Origin of the sequence: Cyclobacterium roseum (assembly GCF_010119225.1) — a bacterium.
Taxonomy (GTDB): Bacteria; Bacteroidota; Bacteroidia; order Cytophagales; family Cyclobacteriaceae; genus Cyclobacterium; species Cyclobacterium roseum.
Window position 1 is genome coordinate 173,870 of sequence record NZ_WNKF01000004.1, and the last position, 20,005, is coordinate 193,874.

A 20,005-nucleotide genomic window follows, 5' to 3' on the forward strand; every position below is an offset into this window, starting at 1 on the left:
ATTAGGTTTTTTAACAATGCTAAAAACAGCGTCCGGTGGGTGCTGTTTTTATTTTTTCCTCAGGAAAACAAATGAAGAGGAGGGTGTTATTTAAAATGGTAGAGAAAAATAAGGTGGGCAGACAAGGCAGGTTTTCGTTCTCCCTTGATTTCAAGTTTTACCTTCATTTCCGTTTTGATGGTACCCCGAAGATCGCTGATGTTTGCCAGGGTAGCAGCCATCCTGATTTCATCGTTCACTTTTACCGGATTGGCAAAGCGGAGATTTTCGATCCCATAATTAACCATCATTTTGAGGTTGTTTACCTGCACGATTTGATTCCAGAGATAGGGAACCAGGGAGAGGGTCAGGTAACCGTGTGCGATGGTGCCACCAAAGGCGCCTTCAGCTTCGGCTTTTTCCGGATCGGTATGGATCCACTGATGATCCAAAGTGGCATCCGCAAATAAATTGATCTGTTGCTGGCTTACCTGGTGGTAATCCGATACCCCCAGTTCTTTTCCAATATATTGCTGGAAATCTTCAAAGCTATTTATAATCAGTTTGCTCATGATTGGCTTGGTTTTTATAAAAAAATAAAAGTATCAAAACCGCCTTGATTAAAAAACAATTTTCTAATTAAAAGCCTTCCCGCCTACCTATTGATTGGAATTTGTTACGCTTTTTTCCGGAAATACAACCAGCCAAGTGTCAGACTACTAAGAAAAAACACCAATGTCGTCCATTCATAGGTCCTTTTCTTTTCTTTTTCCTGTAGAATGTCCCCATCCTTTTCCAGCAAGGCCCGCTTCAATTTCACAATATCTGCTTCCGCTTTCTGTGCGATGTATTTATAATCTTCTTTCTCATAGCTGATTTCAGTGGTCTGTATATCCTTAAGCATTTCCAACTCCTGCATGATCTGATTGTCTTTTTGAATGATCCGCCCCATCCATTCGTTGGTTGCTTCCATGTCCTTTTTGGTACGGTTTCCAAAGAGGCCGGACTTTTTGCTTTCGGATGCCTGCCATTCCTGGTGGAGGCTTTCCCTTTCCTGAAGCAAGCGATTTAATTTTTCCTGGCCTACCGCCAGGAAAGGCAAGGTCATCAGCCATACCACAAGTCCTAAAAAATATACGGTTCTATTATTCATGCTGCTTTCCTTTCTTAGCCTGTCTTTTCAATCGAATCTAGCCCGTTCAAAAAACATGCCTAAATCCAGCCGCGCTTGGTTTCCCGGATCATGGAATGGTTAGTCTTTATTTCCCGGTAGAAACTCGTTGAGTACCTGGCGCAGGTAATCCCGGTCCAGGTGCGTATAGATTTCGGTAGTGGTGATACTTTCGTGTCCCAGCATCTCCTGAACCGCCCGCAAGTCTGCACCTCCCTCTACCAGGTGAGTGGCAAAGCTGTGCCTGAAGGTATGGGGGCTGACTTTTTTGGCAATGCCAGCACTTGCTGCCATTTTTTTGATCATGAGAAAAACCATGACCCGGGAAAGCTTCTTTCCCCGGTTATTTAGAAAAAGGTACTCCTCGTGTCCCTTGGCTATTGGTCCCTGTGTCCGGACCTCCTCCAGATAGATGCGTAAGTATTTGGCAGCTGATTTTCCGACAGGCACGAGGCGCTCTTTGTTACCTTTTCCCAACACGCGCAAAAATCCGATATCCTCAAAATAGTGTCCTTTTTTCAATTGGATCAATTCCGAAACCCGGAGCCCGCTGCCGTAGAGCATTTCCAACATGGCCCGGTTGCGGTGTCCGCCCGGCTGCCCCAGAGGCACGGCTTCCAGTATGCTTTCTATTTCATGATAACTGAGCGTATCTGGGAGCGTACGGGTAAGCTTCGGGGCCTCTAAAAGGATAGCTGGGCTATCTGTGACTTTATCCTCGTATAGAAGGTACTTGTAAAAGGCTTTGACACCTGATATGATCCGTGCCTGGGAAAATTCGGAAATGTTCTCACCGGCCAGCTTGTCGACAAAATGCCTTAAATGGTACAATTCGGTCGTCTCAGGTCTGCGTTCTGGGAAATTTTCTTCCATAAACACGGCTAGTTTTTGCACATCCTGCCGATAGGCCAGCAAGGAATTTTCGCTCAGGGAGCGCTCGATTTTCAGGTAATACCCAAAGGCATTTATCTCCTTTTCCCAGCTCATCCGGTAAATTTAATAGGTACTGCCGGCATTATCCCGATCAAAACAAAAACAATGGAATAAATCCCCTAATTTAGGGCCGATTGTTTACCTTTGTCGCTTGCATCCGTACCATATAAAACGCCAGAAAACGTGAAAATAGCGATTATTAATGGACCCAACCTGAACCTGTTGGGAAAACGGGAACCGGATATTTACGGGAACCGTTCGTTTGAAGATTATTTTGAGACCCTGGTCAAAAAATACCCCGAGCTGGAGCTCTCCTATTTCCAGAGCAATGGGGAAGGGGAACTGGTCAATCAGCTTCATGCCATCGGGTTTGAAGTAGATGGCATCCTGATCAATGCCGGAGCATATACGCATACTTCGGTCGCAATTGGCGATGCCCTGGCCGCCATCAACAGCCCCGCCCTGGAAATCCACATTTCCAATATCTACAAGCGGGAGGAATTTCGACACAAAAGTTTCTTGTCCCGACAATGTGTGGGCATGATCGCCGGGCTGGGATTGCTGGGATACGAATTGGGACTGCAGTACTTTATAAAAAATGAAAATTCTTGATGTCTATGTTAACATTTGCCCCGGGGCCTTCCAAAGTATTCGATAAGCTTCCCGATTATTTTCAGGATGCTTACCGGCAGGGAATTTTAAGTGCCAACCACCGAAGTGCCGCTTTTATGGACCTGTATCGGGATACGGAGAAGCTGATAAAGGAAAAACTTGACGTTCCTTCGGATTACCGCTTACTGTTTACCTCCAGTGCGACTGAAAACTGGGAAATCATCACCCAGTCCCTGGTGGAGCGGGCTTCTTTTCATGTATTTTCCGGTTCTTTTGGTAAAAAATGGTTTGGCTTTGCCCAGCATATCATTCCTGAAACGGATTCACTGGTTGTGGACAAAAACAAGCCGTTCTCCGTAGATGACCTGGAGATCGGTAGTGCCTTTGATATCCTGGCCATCACTCAAAACGAAACCTCCAATGCCACCCAGGTACCAAATGAGAAACTGGCGGCATTGGGAAAGAAATTTCCGGATAAAATGCTGGCGGTAGACACCACTTCCTCTATGGGAGGCATTTACCTGGATTTTGGACTGGCGGATATCTGGTTTGCCTCGGTACAGAAATGCTTTGGCCTTCCTGCCGGTTTGGGCATATTGTTGCTCTCTCCCAAAGCCATCGAAAAGGCAAAACGTATTGGAGAGTACGGGCGCTACAATAGCCTGAATTTTATGCTGGAAAATGCGGACAACTATCAGACCCATTACACACCGAATGTATTGGGTATTTACCTGTTAAACAGGGTACTTGGAGACATGCCGGGCATTAGAGCCCTACAGGAGCAAACCGAAAGCAGGATGAGGCAATTGGAGCAACTGGTGGAAAACTCACCTTCTTTGGCATTCCTGGTAACAGAGGCCTCTAACAGAAGCCGTACGGTATTGGGAGTAGGGGGAGAAGAAGCCTTTATCCAGTCGATAAAGAAAGCAGCGGAGGGGCAGGGCATGCAAATGGGCAGTGGTTACGGCCCCTTGAAACCTACCAGTTTTCGTATAGCCAACTTTCCTGCCATCACCGATGCTGAATTTACCAAACTGATCCGTTTTCTGGAGGGTTATTGACGCAAGCAGCAGGCACATGTTTGATTTCAGGGAAATACTTTCGGTTACGTTGATACTCTTTTCGGTGATTGATATTTTGGGTTCCATTCCCATTGTCATCAATCTTCGCAAGAAGGTAGGCCATATCCAAAGCGGGAAGGCCACCATAGCTGCCGGGATACTGATGGTGTTATTTTTGGTGTTGGGCAAGTCCATATTACAGCTATTTGGTATAGGGGTGGAAGACTTTGCCATAGCCGGGGCACTGATTATTTTTGCTTTGGGAGCAGAAATGATCCTGGGAATAGAGATATTCAAACCCGATCCCGCAGCAGGTTCCACGAGCACCTCCATCGTTCCCATTGCCTTCCCGCTGATCGCTGGAGCAGGAACCCTGACCACCATCCTGACACTAAAATCCGAGTATTCCCAGGCCAACCTGGCAGTCGGAATTGTGTTGAACCTGATCATTATCTTTGTGGTGCTTAAGAGTACCAATTGGCTGGAGCGGAAATTGGGGCAGACCGGTTTGGATGTACTGAGAAGGATCTTTGGCATTATCTTGCTTTCCATTGCCATCAAGATCTTCAAAAGCAATCTGTTTCCGGAACTCTGAAGCCTGTCAGGTCCCAAAACCGGTAGGGCGGTTTAAATTATTAGATAAATTATTTTTATCATTTTTGATTTGCAAAAAAAAGAACTACTTTTGTCATCGCTTTGGGAGTAAAACCAGAAGCACGGGGTGTAGCGTAGCCCGGTCATCGCGCCTCGTTTGGGACGAGGAGGTCGCAGGTTCGAATCCTGCCACCCCGACTGATTAGAACCCTAATTATCTGTTGTTTAGATAGTTAGGGTTTTTTATTTTTATTCTGGGGCTATTTGTGGGGCCAAATCTTTTATGATTTTTTTGTTTCTAATATGATTTCAATCTGTTTTCTTGGACTTATAACAGGTTTAGGATAGGTATATGAATATAACTAAGAATTCGGTGTTGATGGTTTTAAAGGTTCATTACCGGAAACATTATCCTCCAGGAGCACCATTCAGGAATTGGTGTAAGTCTTTCCTGGGTTATATTCAATAATTAAAAGCCCTTCCTTTCAACTTCTATTCCGTGAGAATTAAAAAAGTGCAATAAATCATCCAAGTTTTTTCGATTCTTTAAAACTCTCAGTTCAATTTTTCTTTTGCTTAAAACAATTACGATCATTGGAATAGTTTTGACTGCGTTGAAAATTGAGATTATTCCTAACACTCCCAAAATAATTACACCAATTAAGCCATTTCCGAACATGTTATAAAATCTCACGGGTTTATCATCAACTGACAAACTATTTATTAAATAATAAAGTAAAATTGCTGACAAGGTCAAAAATAGTAATCCAAAACTTAAGATTACAATCCAGTTTTTTACTGATTTGCCTCTTACCAAGTAAGCATTTTTAATTTTATTAAAAGGTAAGATTTGGTAAGAAAACTTATTTCTAAGCAAGTGTACACCTTCTGAGGTCACCTTAAAATTTACATCTACTATCTCCATTATTCATTAATTCCATCCGCCTACAAATACTCGACCCCAACCAATTAATTTTCGCCTAAATTTAAATCAAATTTTATAAAGGGAAAAACAACATTTAAGTTCTTATAAAATTGCTCTTGTATTCCTACATTTGCCAACTCTTTCAGAGGATTGGGCTTACGTCTACTGGCTCGAAGTGCTGTTTTCCCTCTAGAGCATTCTCCCATTACATCGTCGCATTACCTTCAGTTTTGTTTTCACAGTGGTTTCCGGCGCTCTTTCTCAAATTAATTCCGTTGGACTTTCTTAAGTATTAAAATTTTAAAAATTCGAGTTGCGAGGATTTTTCACCTCCCCATCTAATGGAAATCAGGTGGAGCAAGTAAGTTTTTGGCATAATAAATTTTTGCCGGACAAAGACACAACTTGCAAGGGCTGCGCACAGCAAATGGGTGGTGTAACCAAAAGGTTGTTTTGGGCTGGATAAATGAAATTCAGGACAGTTTTTCTACAGGATCAATATTCAATTTTACTTAATATTAGGAATACTTTTTATTTCAATATGGGTATATCCAGGTAAAAATTAAAAGAATAGTCAAAAATTCCTATGTGTGTTGTTTTCGCATTACACTCTGACAAAACTATGTATTCAGGTATAGGTATATTTATTTCAATATGTACAAAGCTATTTATAGGAATATATAAACATTTGAACAACATCTGGACAGGTGGATAGCCCAACCCCAAATACCATATTCCGTGATGCTATATTAATCCTCTAGCGGAATCACGTCCATCCGGTTTGTTTTTTTATGATCGGTTAGCCGGGGGACTCTCCATCGGATAATCCATCCAAAGAATAACTTGCTGATGAAGAAAAAAGTGTATACCCTTAGGGATCCCTTTCATTCCAAGCTTCTGATACAAAATAAGCCAGATTCATTTTCATTTATTTTAAAAAGTTTAATTTTTCGTGAAAACCACCTACTACACCTACTACATTACTACATTTTGCGCTTTAGGAATTGATAATCAGTGTTTTATGGGTATTATAACTCAAAATCCATCTTACTACAAAAGTCCTTTTTGTAGTAAGGTGTAGTAACTTGATTTATTTTATCTTACTACAGGTTAAGGAACTGATTTTCTTTAATTTGAAACCTGTTTGTAGTAAGTAGTAGGGTGATTTTTTTTAATTGTAATTCGCATTTCAGGGAAGGTCGTGACCTATTCACCAAGTGGCAAAACCCTTAATTGGGAGGGGATTCCCGATAAAGAGGAAGGAGCCTAAAATTCATGGCAGGCTGTAACAGCCTTTTGCATGTTCCAGATGGCAATCGCCCCTTTACCTGAGGAGGTCATGCCCAAACTAAAAATTGTACAAAAGCCGGGACAATATCATTCGTAAATATCCTTTCTGTGGCCTACCTTCCGAACATCCACTATGAGTATCTCATCATCAATGGAATAGATAACCCTGTAATTCCCAATTCTGATGCGCCAGTTTTCGGAGCCTCCCTTGAGTTTTTTTGATCCGGTCGGCCTTGGGTCCTCAGATAGGTCCATGACGGCTTTTATAATCCGATTATTGATTGATGACTGTAATTTGGCCAATTCCTTTGCGGCTGACTTGCTGACCAATACTTTATATTGACTCATCCAGCTTGCCGTCATTTTTCAGGTCCCTAATAACGTCCTCCAGCGGGATTTTCTCCTCACCCTTGCGCAGCTCTGCTATCAAGTTGTCGTAAAAATCCTCCCATAGGTCCCCGTGCTTTTTCAGGTCTATTTGAACGGCTACTTTTCTGTTTTTATCGTCCGTAACGTAATTGATACCTTTCATCAGATTCATTTATTTTCCATTAAAGTTAACGAATTAATATAATAAAATGATTCACCCGTCCGGGTGGCGTTTCAATATCTCCTGCTTTAGCTCCCCAACCCATGTCAGTTTGTATTCTCCACTTTGTACGGAAATCTTTATCATTTTTTTTGTGACGAATTCTCAATAATAGCTAAATTCCTTACAGGGGCTCCCCATGCTTTCTGCATCTCGTTTCTTTTTCTTTCTTCTGTAACTTTTACATACCGCTGAAAACTTTTGTAATCGGCATGCCCTGTAATTTTCATCACCGTTTCTGCGGGGATACCTTTTTCCAGGGAGAGAGTGGCAAAGGTTTTCCTTCCAGTGTGGGCGCTGATCACCTTATGTTTAGGATAAATGTTGGAGATTTTTTCTGCGCCTCTGTACCGAATCCTTTCTATGGGGTCACTTATTCCTGCCCTTTCACAAAGCTCTTTTATACAATTATTGAATTTTTGGTTAGAAATGACAGGCAAAGGAGTTTCCATATGGTTGTATTTTCTTAAAATCTCATGGGAGTAAATATTTAATGGTACAATTAGAGGTTCTTTTGTTTTTTTCACGGTAAGCCTTATCTCATCCTCCTTGATATGCTCTCTTTTCAATTGCACCAAGTCGGAATACCTAAACCCTGTTACACAGCTAAAGCAAAAAACGTCCCTTACCTGGTCTAATCTTTTATTTGATGTTAGATCCAAATCGAGTAAGGAGTTCAACTCCATTTGGTTCAATGCGATTACCTCGAGTTTATGGCGTTTAATGGAAAAATCCTTATATCCGTCGTTAACTTTAAAGCCCCTTTTTCTGGCATAATTTAGAAAGGCTTTTAAGGTACTTAACTGCTTGGAAATGGTTATATTGGTAAGCCATTTCACATTTTTGGTAGTCTTGTGAACTTTCTCCCATCCAATCAAAAAATTCTGGAAGGATTGCATAAATCCATAATCAATTTCATCGATCCTTATGCTCGTTTTGGTTTTTGCATGGTAATTTTGAAGGTGATTTTTCAAGCACGAATAAATCTTCAATCCGCCTTTAGCACGTGTATGTTCGTTTTCCTTGATATATTCATCAATTAATGCAAAGATTTGATTGGAGGGTTCATCCTTTTTTACCTTAGGCGTTTTCAATTGCTTTAATAGCTCCACCACCATTGTGGCACTGTAGGCTTTGCCATCCAAAGAATAGCGGGATTCAATTCCGATGACCTGGTTTTTGAGATTGAGGAGGTCATTTTGCCAGGTGATCAGTTGATTCTTGGTGGGAAGATGCTCTTTATACTTTTTGGTCAGCTTGTCCTTAATTTTTCCTGTTAGAGTTATTATTTGTTGGTTTTCATTATTCCACAACTCAGGAAACAACTTGACTCCTGTAGACACCTTTTTTCGCTGCCCGGCAATTCTAAGCACCATAATTAGTGGGTGTTCCCCTATTTTGTTCACTGTATCCAAACGTAACTCGAATCGTAAGGTAGCTTCCATCGGTCTTTTGTTCATTGAAGGTATAAATATAAAGAATTTATTTTTGTGGGGCTATCTGTGGGGCTAATAATGTGATCAAAATACCATTTTAAATTTCAGGAATGGTGGATTTATATATCTATATATATGTATATAAGCCATTTATGTAAAATATTGTATAGGTGATAAGTATAGGTTCGAATCCTGTCACCCCGACCAATACAAACAAAACCTGCCTTTTTACGGTGGGTTTTTTTGTGTTTAGCACTTTCAATTAGCACCGTTTATTTTGAGAGATTGCCCAATACCTCAGGAGGGGTTTGGGGACAAGATATGGAACGGCAGGGAACGAACCCTTTCAGCCTTGCCAGCTTTTTTCCGGTTACCGTTTTTGGAAAGGACAGTGATTTTCATTATACTGTAAGATGAAATCAGTCCGAAAAGATGACCTATTTACTAATTAACACCTTTATTTCGTTACAATTCCTTTTGATCTACAATTCTTTGGAGCTAACCAACAAAAAAGAAACGTTAACTGAGTCATACACCACGGTGGAATCAGACTTGGAACGCTTCTCCGAAAACAAAACCATTCCGGACGAAATCCGGGAGGTGACCCTGGAGGCCTTGTCTTATTTTCCGGATCTTAGGAAAACAGAAATTGATTTTCAATTTAAGAAGGCCATTCACGGTTCTGTCATGCAGGCCCAACCCAAGATTTCATCCCTATTTTTTTCTTCCAAAAACACCAGGGGATATCGAATAAAAATCAGTCGTGAATTAGTCCTGGAAGATGACTCCATTCCTATTGAAGACCTACCAAAAGACGTATTGTTAGGTTGGATTGGACACGAACTGGGTCATATCAAAGACTACCTGGACCGGAGCGCATTGAATTTACTGGGATTTGGCGTCAAGTATTACCTATCAAACACCTTTATTACCGAGGCGGAAATTGCCGCGGACAGCTATGCAGTAGCCTTTGGACTGGGGGAAAAAATTATTGCCACCAAGAATTTTGTCCTGAATCACGAAAAAATCCCGTTGGATTATAAAAAGAAGATTGAAAAGCTCTACCTCTCTCCGGGAGAAATTCTCTCTATGGTAGATAACGACCCTGAGGCCAATCAAGAGGAAAACTAATCTCCCCTATGGAATCAAGCTAGGTTCTGGCATTTTGGTCCGGATAAAAACAAAACCATAGCCTCACTTTTGAGTTTTTAAAGGGATAAGATACCCGAATTGGATGGTTTAAACCGGTAGAGTATGACGCAGGAATTGGCATTTTTCCCATTAAAATTAGTTGCATTTCCCCAAGAGGACCTTCATTTACATATATTTGAGCCCAGGTATAAGCAGCTGATACATGATTGTTTACAAAGTGGACAGCCTTTTGGCATCTGCACCTACCTGGATAAGTTAATGCCCATGGGAACGGAGGTATCTCTGGTAGAGATCAGCAACGAATACGATGATGGAAGAATGGACATTAAAACGAAGGGAGTAAAAACCTTCAAAATTCTTGATTTTCAAAATCCCCTCAAAGACAAGTTATATGCCGGAGGGAAGGTAGCCTATTTGCCTTTGCTATGGGAAGCTCCTGCCGAAAAACAAGCTGCCTTCGAAAAGCTGTTGGAAAAGCTCTTTGAATGCATGGACCAAACGGTCGATCTAAAAAAGGCACCCATCAACTCCTTTACCTACGCCCACAAAATTGGCCTGAAAGCAGATCAGGAATATCAGTTGCTGGCCATACCTACGGAGGAAGAGCGGCTTGATTTTTTAACAGATCACTTGCAAAAAGTCATCCCTATTCTGAAGGAAATTGAGGCTTCCAAGCACAAGATTAAAATGAACGGTCATTTCAAGTACCTGGATCCCCTAAATTTCTGAGACATCCGACTTTTTAATGTAAGCCGCCCGATCTTGCCATACGATCTTGTACCAGATATCCTGACTGGAAGAAATGGTCACTCGATGACCCGCCTCTACCCGTCGAATCAAATTCCCCGCTGAGGAAGGGCTGTCCATAATCAACACGGGACTGCCGGTAATAATTGCGGTTTCCGGAGTTTGGATAAAATTGTTGCTGACAAAGGCCAGAATCAGAAAAACCGATGCAGGTAACAGAAACAAGGATCTTTTGCCGGGAAGTACAAAGACCATGATGAAGCAAAAGACGAGCAACAACGAAAAAACGGCGGTAATCTCCATTTTGTATTCCACCAGTACAGACAAAAAGCGATCCTGATCAGAGAGTTCGTAGCCCTCCAGGCGGCTTTGATTCGTAAGGGACTTGATTTTATCGATTACCGAGGGATTGGGATTGTGCTCATAATAGCGGGATAAAAACAAGGAAGCTTGTCCAAATTCCCCCATCCCCTCGGTGATGAAACTCATTTTTAACAGCATGGCAGGGGAGTATGTGTTTTCCTCATAAAGGATATGCTCGTAAATTTCCAGCGCCTCCTTGTATTTCTTTTCAGAAAAAAGGCTATCTGCTTTTTGAAGCGAGGCAAGGTTGTCTGCCTGACAATCAGCCTGATGGGGATACAGCCAAGAAATAGCTGATAAAAAAACAATAAAGATCCATTTAAGATTTGGCATTATCAATCCAGTGCTTTAAATTTGCAGTCCAATTACGGAAAACTAGTACGCAAAACCAAGTTTTCTTTTGAAATAATACTGTAGTAAAATACAGGCACATATCAGGTAATGATTCCGTAGCTCAGCTGGTAGAGCAATACACTTTTAATGTATGGGTCCTGGGTTCGAGCCCCAGCGGGATCACAAAAATAAAATGCCTTGCCACTCGGAGCAAGGTTTTTTTGTTTATACAGCTCCTATGGGGCGAGAAGTTCGGGAAGCCCCAGCGGGAGGACAAGCCGTGTAGGAAATGTCCCTTAGGACATTTTTAGGCTTGGGCCAGGCTGCAAGGCGGGTCTTGTATCATATAATCCCTCATTAGCCGGAACAAGTTTTTTCTTTTTATGTACGTTTTTGGGGCGAGAAGTTTATCCCGAAGCAGGGTCGGCCCGTAATTTTTTATAGTCCTATTTTTCTGAAGGAGGTTGATTATCGCATCGCCAATAACCTATGAAGTGGATGAGGTACAATACATTTCTATTCTTGTGGGTTGGGGAGGGGTAATGGGAATATGGTCAAAATTTACAGAACAAATTAATCCGGGAACATTGTACACTTTTGCATTAGGGGGAAAGGAAGATCTACCTACTTATCCCAAAGCCCGGACAAAATCATTGGTCAATTTAGATTTTCAGGCTGGGGAAGAAGAAATCCAAAACGGCGGACAAATCTTTGGCAAATATTGCAGTAAATGTCATGGCGGAGGAATTATCCCTGACCTCACCTTTTCTCGGCCAGAAATCTTTGAATCCTTTCATCAAATCGTCGGACAAGGAAGTTTACTGGGATTGGGTATGCCTAATTATGGAGATAAATTAAGTGAAAACGATATCGACGATGTGAAAAATTATATTTTATCCCAGGCTAAATTGAAAAGAGAACAATTAAATTAGTTGAAAGCTAGACGCTAACATTCTATATTATGATTATACATGACTGACGTTAATCAGTCCCTTTAGGAGTAATTTTTGTTTTCGGAAGGCGTAATCGTATGTGAGAAATACCTGCTCTTAATAGTTTTCGGAACGTCATTTGTTGTAGTAACGGTACGGGAATACAGGCAAACTATTCTCCAAACATTAAATCAGCCTTTTTAAGTCTGTTTAGAAAATTTAAAAAATAGTTAAAGATATGTCAAGTCCAGAACACAAAAAGTTAATTTGGAACTTAATTAAAGATATTAAGGTGGGAATGCTCGTCACCAAAGCAACAAAAGACGAGGGAAGTATGCGAGCTCGCCCCATGAGCCTCGTTCAGGATGCCTACGACGGCACCTTGTACTTTTTCACCTCCAAAAGCGACGCCAAAGCATTTGAAATCGCACACGATACCGATACCTGCCTGACCTTTAGTAATCCGAAAGATAATGTGTACGTTTCCTTAACAGGTAAGGCCATGATTTCCGAAGATCAGGAGTTAATCGACAAATATTGGAACCCCTGGGTGGCAGCCTGGTTTGAAAATGGGAAAGATGACCCCGACCTGGCCATGCTTAAGGTTAAAATTAACAAAGGAGAACATTGGGATTCTACAAACAATAAACTAGTTCAGATTTTTGAGTTGGCGAAATCCAACTTGAAAGAATCCGCTACGCCCGACCTGGGGGAAAATGAAAAATTTGGTACTGACTAGCAGTAAGTATTCTTACTAAAACCCTAGAAAGCCTCAGGATTTGAAACCTGAGGCTTTTTCATACAGGGATGGTTAGCGGCTTGCCGCACCGTATGAATAGGGAAATGCCAAATCCTTTAAAAGGTAATCATTGAAATATATTTTTTTAACGCATTGATTTTGTTATTGTTAGCTAAGCTGTTATTTTTAAAGTCAGACAGGCCTCACCACCTGAAACCTTCATTTGTATTTTCTTTCACACCCAAAGGATTGAAAAAATGGCTACCTCATTTCCCCTTGAATTTTCTATGATTATAGGGTGATTGGGTAAATAATCAGTTATTTTTATCTTTGTATAAAAATTAATCCGTATAATAATGTTCCTTCGTTGCCTCTTAGCCTTTATGCTTCTACAGACCTTTGGTTGCGCTCCGGACCTTCCGGAAGGTGTGGAATTGGCCATGGACGAGCTGCCGGAGCAACTGGATTTCAATATCCATGTAAAGCCCATTCTTTCGGACAATTGCTTTTCCTGTCATGGTCCGGATAAGGCAGCCCGTCAGGCGGGGCTCCGACTGGATCTGGAGGAAGGGGCTTTTGCGGTTTCAGAAGAAAGCGGGCAAATTCCGATCAAGCCTGGAAAACCCGGTAAAAGTGAATTGGTTCGGCGTATCCTATCCACGGATGAAGCCTACCAGATGCCTACCCCGGAGTCCCACCTTAGCCTTAACGACCGGGAAAAGGCCATTCTGATCGAATGGATTGCCTCAGGTGCGGAATACAAAAAGCATTGGGCATTCATTACACCAGAAAAGCCAAATTTGCCGGAGGCTAAGATAGCAGGCTGGTCCGAACAGCCGATTGATCTTTTTGTAGGCCGGAAGCTGGATGAAAACGGATTGAAACCCAGTCCGAGGGCTTCCAAAGAACTGCTTCTGAGAAGGCTTAGCCTGGACCTGACCGGCTTGCCTCCTACCCTGGAGGAGTTGGATTCCTTCTTAGCCGACGAATCCGAAGATGCCTATGCCAAACAAGTGGACCGCTTGCTGGCATCTCCTCATTACGGAGAACAAATGGCCATGCACTGGATGGATCTGGCGCGGTTTGCAGATACGCATGGCTATACGGTGGATCGGTACCGGGACATGTCTCCCTGGAGGGATTGGGTGATTGAGGCATACAACCAAAACAAGAGATACGATCAGTTCATCACTGAGCAACTTGCCGGTGACCTACTGCCCAGCCCAACTAAAAAACAACTGCTGGCTACGGCGTTTAATCGCATTCATCCCCAAAACATGGAGGGCGGTATTGTACAGGAGGAGTTCCGGGTAGAATACGTCGCCGACCGTACCAATACCTTGGGAAAAGCCATCATGGCCCTAAGTCTGGAATGCGCCCGATGCCATGACCACAAGTACGATCCAATCAGCCAGAAAGAGTATTTTCAATTAAGCAGTTTTTTCAATCAAGTCGACGAGGCAGGACAGATCTCCTGGGACAATGCCATGCCCGTGCCCACCATGCTCTGGACGGATGACGAAAAGGATGCGCTCCTGAAAATGCTTAAATCGGAGATTTCGGAGGCGGAAGAGGCGTTAGCCTCCATCAAAAATGCCGAAAAGGCAAATCTGGATACCTGGATAAACGGTAAACGATACAAAGATGCGCGCTTTTACCGTCCTGCTACTTCGTTGATGGCACACTTTGACTTTAATAGTGTTCCTTTACGGGATAGGGTAAATCCCTCTCTTACCGGCAGTATGGAAAGTATAGGGGAGAAAAGCAAACAACCGCCTTTGGTGGAGGGATTTCAGGGAAAAGCGGCTGCTTTAAATGGGGATGCCTGGCTGAAAATGGGAGGAGTAGGGAGTTTTTCCAAAGACCAACCTTTTAGTGTGGGCCTTTGGGTCACCATTCCGGAGAATCTGGAAAACGGGGCCATCTTTCATACCGGAGAGGGAGCGGTCCTATACAATCGAAGGGGATACCATTTATACCTGAAAGATAATAAATTGGAAATGATTCTAGCCCACACGGCTCCATACAACGTCATCAGCAATATAACGCTGGAGGGTGTTTCGAGAGACGAATGGGTACACCTGCTGATGACCTATGACGGCTCCTCCAAAGCGGCGGGAATAAAAACCTACCTGAATGGAAACCTAATGGCCAGCAAAATGGTCAAGGATAACCTCTATAAAGACATTTTATTTGGCCGTGAAAACCAACCCGGTATTCAAATTGGTGCCGTTTGGAGAGGAAAGGGACTGAAAGGAGCCGCTGTTGACGAGCTGATGGTATTTGATAAGGAATTGTCTCCGATGGAAATCATGCAGTGGCTGCAACCGGATCTCCTGGCAGCAATGCTTGAAAAAGCTCCGGAAGCATTGAGTTCGGAGGAAAGAAAGGCGCTGGAGACGTTTTACTGGCACAACCTTTCTCATGCCTACCAAAGTCAGCTAAAGAAGCTAACGGCTGCGCGGAAGGAGCATTCTGAAACGGTAGAACCCATGCAGGAGGTCATGATCATGGATGAAATGGATCCTAAGCGGCCTACGTACCTATTGGAGAGGGGCGAATACCATGCGCATGGAGAGGAAGTTCAGCCGGGAACTCCGGAGACCATCCTGCCCATGGCAGAAACCTATGAGAAAAACAGGTTGGGACTGGCCAGGTGGCTCCTGGACGAGCGGCACCCCTTGACGGCCCGGGTGGCCGTCAATCGCCTTTGGCAACAATTTTTTGGACGTGGTCTGGTAGCAACGGCCTCTGATTTTGGTAATCAGGGAGAAATGCCCAGCCACCCGGAATTACTGGATTGGCTGGCGGTGACCTTTCGGGAATCCGGCTGGGATGTCAAGGAATTGCAAAAAAAGATCTTGCTTTCCGAAACGTATAAACAAGCCTCGCTAAGTAGCCCGGAGTTGCGGGAAAAAGACCCGGAGAATACCTTTCTGGCCCGTGGTCCATCGGGGCGTATGCCTGGAGAAATGATCCGGGACAATGCCCTGCTGGCCAGTGGCATGCTGGGCAAAACCATCGGCGGACCCAGCGTCAAACCCTACCAGCCCGATGGCTTGTGGTCGGTGAATGGCGGCCAATACACAGAGGATACGGGCGAAAACCTATTCCGACGCAGTCTTTATACCTTGTGGAAACGCTCGGTTCCACATCCCACCCTGCATATCTTTGATTCGCCAGAGCGATCGGAGTCCACCATCCGGAGGCAGGAAACCAATACCCCGTTACAGGCACTGGTATTGATGAACGATCCCATTTACGTGGAAATTGCTAAGGTGCTGGGAGCCACTATTTCTCTGCATCAGGATACCGGGCAGGGCATTCAGGAAGCTTTCCGAAAACTCACTGGACGAACTGCCCAAGACCGGGAAATAGAAGTGCTATTGGCTTTAAGAGAAAATGAGCTCGATAAATTCAGAAGCTCACCCGAAAAAATGGAAGGATGGCTAAGTGCAGGCTCCTACCCGGTTCAGGAAAAACCCGACCGGCTTGATTGGGCGGCCAATACGGTAGTAGCCAGTGCCATTCTCAATTCGGACGCTACCATAACCAAAAGATAACATGTGTCATCACCATAAACACCATCGCTTTCAAGGTATCTCAGAACTCCATGAACTGGAAAAAAAGATGGACCGTAGGGATTTTCTCTCCCGAACAGCCATGGGCATGGGAGCTTTGGCGCTGGGTTCTCTTTTTTCCCAGGAAGGATTGATGGCGAAAAGCCTGTCTCCGGCTGGGGGCCTTCCCGGACTTCCCCATCACCCGCCAAAAGCCAAGCGCGTTATTTACCTGTTTCAAAGTGGAGGTCCCTCCCAACTGGATCTGTACGATTACAAACCCAAGTTGCAAAGCATGCAGGGGCAGGACCTGCCTGCCTCCATTCGTGGTGAGCAGCGACTGACAGGGATGAGTGCCAACCAAAGCATTTTTCCCGTGGCGCAATCAGCCTTTGAATTCAAGCAATATGGAAAAAGCAGGACCTGGGTAAGCGAACTCATGCCTTATACGGCAGAAGTGGTGGATGAACTTTGCTTTATCAAATCCATGATCACCGAACAGATCAATCACGACCCAGCGATTACCTTCATGCAGTCCGGACATCAATTACCCGGACGGCCTTCCATGGGAGCCTGGATGTCCTACGGCCTGGGTTCGGAAAATCAAAATTTGCCCGGTTTCGTTGTGCTGGTGTCTAAAAATGCCGTCCGGGACCAACCCCTGTATGCGCGGCTTTGGGGCAATGGCTTTCTACCCTCACAGCATCAGGGCGTGCAATTTCGCTCCGGAAAAGATCCGGTTTTATACCTGAGCAATCCTGAAAACTACGAAGGCCAGGACCGAAAGGAAATGCTGGATTATCTCAAGGAGCTCAATGGCCTGCAATACGACACCTATGGCGATCCGGAAATTAATGCGCGCATCTCTCAATATGAAATGGCCTTTCGCATGCAAAGTTCTGTGCCCGAGGTAAGTGACATGTCTGACGAGCCAGATTGGGTTTTTGACCTGTACGGAGAGGATAGCCGGGATCCGGGTACCTATGCGGCCAACTGTCTGCTCGCCCGAAAGCTTATTGAAAAAGACGTACGATTTGTCCAACTATACCATCAGGGTTGGGATCAGCACGGAAATTTGCCCGGCGGAATCCGCAACCAGTGCGCAAAAACCGATCAGGCCACCGCTGCATTGATTAAGGATTTAAAGCAGAGGGGACTACTGGAGGATACCCTGGTGGTTTGGGGCGGAGAGTTTGGAAGAACGGTTTACAGTCAGGGGACGCTTACCGAGGACAATTACGGCAGGGATCACCACCCCCGCTGTTTTACCATGTGGATGGCAGGAGCAGGAGTGAAACCCGGCTTTTCTTATGGCGTTACGGATGATTTTGGCTACAACGTGGTTCAGGATCCGGTGCATGTGCATGACTTTCATGCCAGTCTCATGCACCTGTTCGGCGTAGACCACGAGCAATTGATTTTTAAACATCAGGGAAGACGCTTCCGGCTCACAGATGTGGCCGGAAACGTGATGCATGACTTATTTACCTGATTTACTTCTTCAAAAAGGCGGAATACATCCAAACCAATTTTTCCTGTTCCCGGATATAATCGCTCATCAGGGCATTGGTACCTTCATCTCCAATTTCACCGGACAGGTCCAATAATTCCCGCTGAAGGGTAAGGATACTTTTCAAGGAAGAAAGGATATTGTCAACTGCTTTCATGCCATCATTTACTTCCTGGCTTTCCTTGATGGCTGAGGTATCCTGGTATTTGGAATACTGGTGTTGGGGAGCATGCCCCAGCGTCAGAATCCGTTCGGCGATATCGTCAATCTTTACCTGCAGGTCCGTGTACAACTCCTCGAATTTTAGGTGCAGTTCAAAGAACTTATCTCCTTTGATGTTCCAATGGTAGCCCCGGGTATTTTGGTAGAAGATAGAATAATTAGCTAATAACACATTTAATTTTTTTGCGAGCTCTTCTGAGCGCTGTATGTCCAGGCCGATAGCGTTTAAATTTTCCATTTTTTGATCGAATTTACGTTGATGATTATTCTCTTTTTATTGGTCTATAAATTTAACTTATTTCGACCAGACTATTGAGCCCAAAGAAAATAATAACTCGAAATTGTGCCATTATCAAGCCCTTCATTTGGGCTATCGGGCAGTCAAGGGCAATATTCATTCAAGGGAAAAAGCTAAGGCCTTCCATTAAATGCCACTGGATAAACCATAGCAGATATAAATGGTTCGAATACTTTTGCAAAAAGTAATACCTGTCAGGTTTCATCCAGCCGACGTTTGTTGTTGGTTGCCTATCAACAAAACCTCACATGTTTGTGGATTAAAATCGATAACTCAGTTCAGGTCCCCAAAAGCTGCTGCGAATGCGCAACTGCCGATCAAAAAAGAGACCGGCCTCCAGTCCGAGGTGCCAGCGCATACCCAAGGCCTTGCGCACCGCGATTTGACCCGGAAAAATAAGTCCTACCTGGTATTGTTCTACCAGGTTAAATCCCCGGTAAGCCCCCTGCTCTTCGTCAAACAAGATCGGATGGTAAAAGCGGTTCTCATCTATGGCCAGACCCATTCCCAAACCAATTTGTCCCTTCAAGCCAAGGGGGAAGGGGATTTTTCTGGTTAAGATAAAGGAAAAGTGATCGGAGTTGACCTCTGCTCTTGTCGGCAAATTTCCGATCAATAATGGAGTCTCAGCCAGGGATTCTCGGAAATATACATTGAAGGAGCGGTTAAATGCCGTACCCATGGCCCATTCCGGCGTATACTCATACGTAAGTCCCAGCGAAACATACCATCCTACTGCGGGCCTTTCATAGCCGTAATCCCGGTTCAGGTTAAAAGATCCCAGGCCCAGCCGGCCATCCAGCTCCTGAGCATGCAAAGCAGAACCCAGGACAAGCATCAGTACAAATAAAACGATTGTTTTGTAAGTCATCTCTAAAAGCGAAAGCGAATTTCGGGCCCAAAATGAAAACCACCGATGGCATAAAATGGGGTAAAAAACACTCCCGATTTCACGCCGATCGTTCCGAAATTGCCCAAGGGTTTGGAAAGGTTGAGCAATAAGGGCATGCTAAAATCCCGGCTAAATAAGGGCAGCCCTGACTGACCATCCCTCTCGTCTGGGTAGCTTGCCAGGAAAAACCCCGGGCCAGATCCCACTGCCAGGTTCCAATCCCCTCCCAAAGGAAAATTCCTTTGCAGAGTCCAATAAATCAGGTGTACCTGCACGGAGGAATTTTCCGGTAATCCCGTTTGACCGCCCTGCTTTGGGGCGTAGGAAAAGGTGCCAAATTGGTAGTGCGATCCTAGCGAAAGCTTGCCGGGAAACCGGTAATCAAAGCTCAGTCCGGTGAAATAGCCCAATCGGGCGGCCTCATATCGTCCATAATCAATGGGCGTGAATAATCCGGCCTGTGCAGCTATCGTATACTGCTGGGCCTGAACACCGGTAACACTTATTCCTGCCGAAAGCAGCAGCAAAACCAGGCTGGTTTTTAAAAATGCGAAAAAAGTAAAAATAGTAGGCACGTAATTTCCAGATTCATTAAATCCCCGTCGGCAGGAATCTTTTCAGTCAATTTAAGATGCAATGTTACGAAAAACCTCGGTGATAAGTTATC

20 protein-coding genes and 2 tRNA genes are annotated in these 20,005 nt (G+C 44.1%); 11 read left to right on the forward strand and 11 right to left on the reverse strand.

The features are described from left to right. Nucleotides 1–86 precede the first annotated feature (86 nt). The 3 genes from GJQ68_RS07560 to GJQ68_RS07570 all read right to left on the reverse strand — a co-directional run bounded on the left by GJQ68_RS07560 (nucleotide 87) and on the right by GJQ68_RS07570 (nucleotide 2,137). Nucleotides 87–551, reverse strand: coding sequence for a MaoC family dehydratase (locus GJQ68_RS07560; protein ID WP_162342476.1), 465 nt, complete (start codon nucleotides 549–551; stop codon nucleotides 87–89). 104 nt (nucleotides 552–655) lie between these two features. Further along, the gene (locus GJQ68_RS07565) at nucleotides 656–1,132 is read right to left on the reverse strand and encodes a Clp protease ClpB (RefSeq protein ID WP_162416701.1); all 477 of its coding nucleotides are present in this window, start codon (nucleotides 1,130–1,132) and stop codon (nucleotides 656–658) included. Between the two features lie 99 nt (nucleotides 1,133–1,231). After that, nucleotides 1,232–2,137: a site-specific tyrosine recombinase gene (locus GJQ68_RS07570; RefSeq protein ID WP_162416702.1), complete on the reverse strand. Its 906-nt coding sequence runs from the start codon at nucleotides 2,135–2,137 to the stop codon at nucleotides 1,232–1,234. Between the two features lie 129 nt (nucleotides 2,138–2,266). Here GJQ68_RS07570 and aroQ point away from each other — a divergent pair, with 129 nt between their 5' ends. The 4 genes from aroQ (at nucleotide 2,267) to GJQ68_RS07590 (ending at nucleotide 4,548) form a co-directional block, all read left to right on the forward strand. Then, entirely contained in the window at nucleotides 2,267–2,695 is a 429-nt protein-coding gene (gene aroQ, locus GJQ68_RS07575; protein WP_162416703.1) for a type II 3-dehydroquinate dehydratase, read from the forward strand. Between the two features lie 5 nt (nucleotides 2,696–2,700). After that, complete coding sequence (locus tag GJQ68_RS07580; RefSeq protein WP_162416704.1) at nucleotides 2,701–3,756, forward strand: aminotransferase class V-fold PLP-dependent enzyme; 1,056 nt, start codon at nucleotides 2,701–2,703, stop codon at nucleotides 3,754–3,756. A 16-nt stretch (nucleotides 3,757–3,772) separates the two neighbouring features. Then, nucleotides 3,773–4,351: a MarC family protein gene (locus GJQ68_RS07585; RefSeq protein ID WP_162416705.1), complete on the forward strand. Its 579-nt coding sequence runs from the start codon at nucleotides 3,773–3,775 to the stop codon at nucleotides 4,349–4,351. 122 nt (nucleotides 4,352–4,473) lie between these two features. After that, nucleotides 4,474–4,548 (forward strand) — tRNA-Pro (locus GJQ68_RS07590). Nucleotides 4,549–4,819: 271 nt separating this feature from the next. Here GJQ68_RS07590 and GJQ68_RS07595 read toward each other — a convergent pair. The 4 genes from GJQ68_RS07595 to GJQ68_RS07610 all read right to left on the reverse strand — a co-directional run bounded on the left by GJQ68_RS07595 (nucleotide 4,820) and on the right by GJQ68_RS07610 (nucleotide 8,614). Next, nucleotides 4,820–5,275: a hypothetical protein gene (locus GJQ68_RS07595; protein ID WP_162416706.1), complete on the reverse strand. Its 456-nt coding sequence runs from the start codon at nucleotides 5,273–5,275 to the stop codon at nucleotides 4,820–4,822. A 1,377-nt stretch (nucleotides 5,276–6,652) separates the two neighbouring features. Further along, entirely contained in the window at nucleotides 6,653–6,913 is a 261-nt protein-coding gene (locus GJQ68_RS07600; RefSeq protein ID WP_162416707.1) for a type II toxin-antitoxin system RelE family toxin, read from the reverse strand. Beyond that, nucleotides 6,900–7,106: a hypothetical protein gene (locus tag GJQ68_RS07605; protein ID WP_202927895.1), complete on the reverse strand. Its 207-nt coding sequence runs from the start codon at nucleotides 7,104–7,106 to the stop codon at nucleotides 6,900–6,902. Before GJQ68_RS07605 ends, GJQ68_RS07600 begins: the two co-directional genes overlap by 14 nt. A gap of 131 nt (nucleotides 7,107–7,237) precedes the next feature. Beyond that, complete coding sequence (locus GJQ68_RS07610) at nucleotides 7,238–8,614, reverse strand: site-specific integrase (protein WP_235941191.1); 1,377 nt, start codon at nucleotides 8,612–8,614, stop codon at nucleotides 7,238–7,240. Nucleotides 8,615–9,022: 408 nt separating this feature from the next. On the opposite strand from GJQ68_RS07610, the gene GJQ68_RS07615 reads away from it, so the two are divergent. Both GJQ68_RS07615 and GJQ68_RS07620 read left to right on the forward strand, forming a co-directional pair. Further along, a complete protein-coding gene (locus GJQ68_RS07615) occupies nucleotides 9,023–9,721 on the forward strand; it encodes a hypothetical protein (RefSeq protein ID WP_162416708.1) in 699 nt (232 codons plus the stop codon). A 123-nt stretch (nucleotides 9,722–9,844) separates the two neighbouring features. Next, a complete protein-coding gene (locus GJQ68_RS07620) occupies nucleotides 9,845–10,471 on the forward strand; it encodes an LON peptidase substrate-binding domain-containing protein (RefSeq protein ID WP_162416709.1) in 627 nt (208 codons plus the stop codon). Here GJQ68_RS07620 and GJQ68_RS07625 read toward each other — a convergent pair. After that, nucleotides 10,460–11,185, reverse strand: a complete 726-nt coding sequence (locus tag GJQ68_RS07625) for a hypothetical protein (RefSeq protein ID WP_162416710.1) — start codon at nucleotides 11,183–11,185, stop codon at nucleotides 10,460–10,462. The two genes, GJQ68_RS07620 and GJQ68_RS07625, sit on opposite strands and share 12 nt — an antisense overlap. A 110-nt stretch (nucleotides 11,186–11,295) precedes the next feature. On the opposite strand from GJQ68_RS07625, the gene GJQ68_RS07630 reads away from it, so the two are divergent. From GJQ68_RS07630 to GJQ68_RS07650, 5 genes are all read left to right on the forward strand, one after another. Then, a tRNA-Lys gene (locus tag GJQ68_RS07630) sits at nucleotides 11,296–11,368 on the forward strand. A gap of 311 nt (nucleotides 11,369–11,679) precedes the next feature. After that, nucleotides 11,680–12,117, forward strand: a complete 438-nt coding sequence (locus tag GJQ68_RS07635; protein WP_162416711.1) for a c-type cytochrome — start codon at nucleotides 11,680–11,682, stop codon at nucleotides 12,115–12,117. A gap of 238 nt (nucleotides 12,118–12,355) precedes the next feature. Further along, nucleotides 12,356–12,856 (forward strand): pyridoxamine 5'-phosphate oxidase family protein, encoded by a 501-nt coding sequence (locus GJQ68_RS07640; RefSeq protein ID WP_162416712.1) that lies wholly within the window; start codon nucleotides 12,356–12,358, stop codon nucleotides 12,854–12,856. A gap of 356 nt (nucleotides 12,857–13,212) precedes the next feature. Next, nucleotides 13,213–16,419 (forward strand): DUF1553 domain-containing protein, encoded by a 3,207-nt coding sequence (locus GJQ68_RS07645; protein ID WP_162416713.1) that lies wholly within the window; start codon nucleotides 13,213–13,215, stop codon nucleotides 16,417–16,419. 1 nt (nucleotide 16,420) lies between these two features. Continuing rightward, the gene (locus GJQ68_RS07650; protein ID WP_162416714.1) at nucleotides 16,421–17,908 is read left to right on the forward strand and encodes a DUF1501 domain-containing protein; all 1,488 of its coding nucleotides are present in this window, start codon (nucleotides 16,421–16,423) and stop codon (nucleotides 17,906–17,908) included. A gap of 1 nt (nucleotide 17,909) precedes the next feature. On the opposite strand, the gene GJQ68_RS07655 is transcribed toward GJQ68_RS07650, so the two are convergent. From GJQ68_RS07655 to GJQ68_RS07665, 3 genes are all read right to left on the reverse strand, one after another. After that, nucleotides 17,910–18,386 carry a Dps family protein gene (locus GJQ68_RS07655; protein ID WP_162416715.1) on the reverse strand — a complete coding sequence of 159 codons (477 nt, stop codon included), beginning with the start codon at nucleotides 18,384–18,386 and terminating at the stop codon, nucleotides 17,910–17,912. 319 nt (nucleotides 18,387–18,705) lie between these two features. Then, entirely contained in the window at nucleotides 18,706–19,317 is a 612-nt protein-coding gene (locus GJQ68_RS07660) for a hypothetical protein (protein ID WP_162416716.1), read from the reverse strand. 2 nt (nucleotides 19,318–19,319) lie between these two features. After that, complete coding sequence (locus tag GJQ68_RS07665; protein WP_162416717.1) at nucleotides 19,320–19,913, reverse strand: hypothetical protein; 594 nt, start codon at nucleotides 19,911–19,913, stop codon at nucleotides 19,320–19,322. Nucleotides 19,914–20,005: the final 92 nt, after the last annotated feature.

What these genes read in the sequence shown, in the direction of transcription:
- GJQ68_RS07560 (WP_162342476.1), bottom strand. Translation starts at nt 551, where the DNA reads ATGAGCAAACTGATTATAAATAGCTTTGAAGATTTCCAGCAATATATT.
- GJQ68_RS07565 (WP_162416701.1), bottom strand. Translation starts at nt 1,132, where the DNA reads ATGAATAATAGAACCGTATATTTTTTAGGACTTGTGGTATGGCTGATG.
- GJQ68_RS07570 (WP_162416702.1), bottom strand. Translation starts at nt 2,137, where the DNA reads ATGAGCTGGGAAAAGGAGATAAATGCCTTTGGGTATTACCTGAAAATC.
- GJQ68_RS07580 (WP_162416704.1), top strand. Translation starts at nt 2,701, where the DNA reads ATGTTAACATTTGCCCCGGGGCCTTCCAAAGTATTCGATAAGCTTCCC.
- GJQ68_RS07585 (WP_162416705.1), top strand. Translation starts at nt 3,773, where the DNA reads ATGTTTGATTTCAGGGAAATACTTTCGGTTACGTTGATACTCTTTTCG.
- GJQ68_RS07595 (WP_162416706.1), bottom strand. Translation starts at nt 5,275, where the DNA reads ATGGAGATAGTAGATGTAAATTTTAAGGTGACCTCAGAAGGTGTACAC.
- GJQ68_RS07600 (WP_162416707.1), bottom strand. Translation starts at nt 6,913, where the DNA reads ATGAGTCAATATAAAGTATTGGTCAGCAAGTCAGCCGCAAAGGAATTG.
- GJQ68_RS07605 (WP_202927895.1), bottom strand. Translation starts at nt 7,106, where the DNA reads ATGAATCTGATGAAAGGTATCAATTACGTTACGGACGATAAAAACAGA.
- GJQ68_RS07610 (WP_235941191.1), bottom strand. Translation starts at nt 8,614, where the DNA reads ATGAACAAAAGACCGATGGAAGCTACCTTACGATTCGAGTTACGTTTG.
- GJQ68_RS07615 (WP_162416708.1), top strand. Translation starts at nt 9,023, where the DNA reads ATGACCTATTTACTAATTAACACCTTTATTTCGTTACAATTCCTTTTG.
- GJQ68_RS07620 (WP_162416709.1), top strand. Translation starts at nt 9,845, where the DNA reads ATGACGCAGGAATTGGCATTTTTCCCATTAAAATTAGTTGCATTTCCC.
- GJQ68_RS07625 (WP_162416710.1), bottom strand. Translation starts at nt 11,185, where the DNA reads ATGCCAAATCTTAAATGGATCTTTATTGTTTTTTTATCAGCTATTTCT.
- GJQ68_RS07640 (WP_162416712.1), top strand. Translation starts at nt 12,356, where the DNA reads ATGTCAAGTCCAGAACACAAAAAGTTAATTTGGAACTTAATTAAAGAT.
- GJQ68_RS07645 (WP_162416713.1), top strand. Translation starts at nt 13,213, where the DNA reads ATGTTCCTTCGTTGCCTCTTAGCCTTTATGCTTCTACAGACCTTTGGT.
- GJQ68_RS07650 (WP_162416714.1), top strand. Translation starts at nt 16,421, where the DNA reads ATGTGTCATCACCATAAACACCATCGCTTTCAAGGTATCTCAGAACTC.
- GJQ68_RS07655 (WP_162416715.1), bottom strand. Translation starts at nt 18,386, where the DNA reads ATGGAAAATTTAAACGCTATCGGCCTGGACATACAGCGCTCAGAAGAG.
- GJQ68_RS07660 (WP_162416716.1), bottom strand. Translation starts at nt 19,317, where the DNA reads ATGACTTACAAAACAATCGTTTTATTTGTACTGATGCTTGTCCTGGGT.